The organism is Duganella guangzhouensis (assembly GCF_009674535.1).
GTDB classification, from domain to species: Bacteria; Pseudomonadota; Gammaproteobacteria; order Burkholderiales; family Burkholderiaceae_D; genus Rugamonas; species Rugamonas guangzhouensis.
Window position 1 is genome coordinate 1 of the sequence record NZ_WKJK01000074.1, and the last position, 306, is coordinate 306.

The 306-nt window shown below is 49.0% G+C and carries 2 rRNA genes; both read right to left on the reverse strand.

Annotated elements, in window-relative coordinates:
• Positions 1–111, reverse strand: a 5S ribosomal RNA gene (gene rrf / locus GJ699_RS33985); the annotation flags it as partial.
• Positions 112–219: 108 nt separating this feature from the next.
• Positions 220–306, reverse strand: a 23S ribosomal RNA gene (locus GJ699_RS33990); the annotation flags it as partial.

Here is a 306-nt window from a genome sequence, read left to right on the forward strand (position 1 = left end):
TTGACGATAACCTACTTTCACACTGGTTGCAGCACTATCATCGGCGCAGAGTCATTTCACGGTCCTGTTCGGGATGGGAAGGGGTGGGACTGACTTGCTATGGTCATCAAGCTTTGACTTGTATGCCGCGCAGCCATCGGCTGCGCAGCGAATCTGGGAGAAGTAAAGTACTTAGGGGTAACTCATCATTGAGTAAATGCGTATAACCGTCAAGGTTATAGGGACAAGCCGTACGGGCAATTAGTATCAGTTAGCTTAATGCATTACTGCACTTCCACACCTGACCTATCAACGTCCTGGTCTCGA